The 1,207-nt window shown below is 60.5% G+C and carries 2 protein-coding genes; one reads left to right on the top strand and one right to left on the bottom strand.

Annotated elements, in window-relative coordinates; all coding sequences use genetic code 11:
• A partial coding sequence (locus XAXN_RS17195) for an integrase core domain-containing protein (protein ID WP_054320452.1) occupies window positions 1-127 on the top strand: 127 nt, incomplete at its 5' end.
• Between the two features lie 9 nt (window positions 128-136).
• Here XAXN_RS17195 and XAXN_RS17190 read toward each other — a convergent pair.
• Window positions 137-1,207 (bottom strand): site-specific integrase (locus tag XAXN_RS17190; protein WP_245149965.1); only part of this gene is annotated, 1,071 nt, incomplete at its 5' end.

Raw genomic sequence — 1,207 nt, 5'->3', positions numbered from 1 at the left:
CACCGAGATCGAGCGCTGGCGACGCGAATACAACGAGGAGCGACCCAAGAAGGCAATCGACGGCATGACGCCATCCGCGTATGCCCAACAGCTGGCCAATACCGATATCATCAACCCCGGACTCTAAACCCGGCCGCTACTCAGGACGGGGGGACGTCGCTGAGATCCTGGCCGCTTCCGCTGGATTGAGGTGGTGTCCCATCTCCGTGATGCGCGTGTGGCGAAGGTCGTGCATGCGCGCCGTCAGGATCTCTGGGTCGCCGAATTTCTCGGCTACTTGCTGGCGGACCCGATCCCAAGCTTGCGTTAAGGTGTCTGCTCGAATGCGCATCCCGCGCGAGTTCATAAAGACCGGTCCCTTCTTCGTTTCGCTGGCTTCGAAGCGGGCTGCGATCAAGGCCATCGGCTCTGAGGTCAACGGAATCACGCGCTCGTTGTATTTGCCATTCTTGGCCTTGGTCTCACGAAGTCGCGCCATCTTCTTCTTGAAGTTGATGTCCGCCCAATCGAGCTTCACGCATTCGGAGCGGCGGGCTGCGGTCATGCGCGCAAAGCGAATGACATCAGCCGTTGCCTGATCGGTCCGCCCAGCATCAAGCTGCGCAACGATGGCGTTCCATTCGTCCTCGGTGAGCGTCCGGTCGCGCGAGTCATCCGAGCTGAGGGATTTCAAGCTCTTGATTGGTGAGCGAAGGTCAATCTGCCAGGTCTCGTGCGCAATCCGAAAAAGGTTCCGGATCGTGGTCAGGGCTCGCTTTTTGCTCCCCTGGGCCATCGGGAGCGTGGTGCCGTCTCGCTTGACCTTGATGTATGAGTTCACGAACGAGCTGGCATGGCGCCCCAGGAAGTCATCCTGAGTCAAGTCCTTGGCCAGCTTGCGGGTGAGGTGGGGCATGCCGGTCTGGCTCAATCCGAGACCTTTGCCGCCTCCCAAGAAGAGATAGGCATTGGAGTGGTCGGTCCTGACCGACGCGTGCTTGATGAGCCCATCATCGATTTCTTGGACAAACCGGCGCAGCAGATCCCCGAAGGTCCAAGCCTCGGCAGTGTGCGCGTAGGGCGTTTGCCGAAGCTCCAATGAGGCATGCTCACGGCGGACATAGGCCTCGGCCATGAGCCGAGCAGCATCGATGTGATGCTCAGTGTTTGGGGGCGCCTTGGGGTCGACGGGGTAGCGCACCAGCGGGAACTTCAACGCGTGCCCGTC

Origin of the sequence: Xanthomonas axonopodis (assembly GCF_001304695.1) — a bacterium.
Classification (GTDB): Bacteria; Pseudomonadota; Gammaproteobacteria; order Xanthomonadales; family Xanthomonadaceae; genus Xanthomonas; species Xanthomonas axonopodis.
This window is presented reverse-complemented; position numbering and strand designations above follow the sequence as displayed.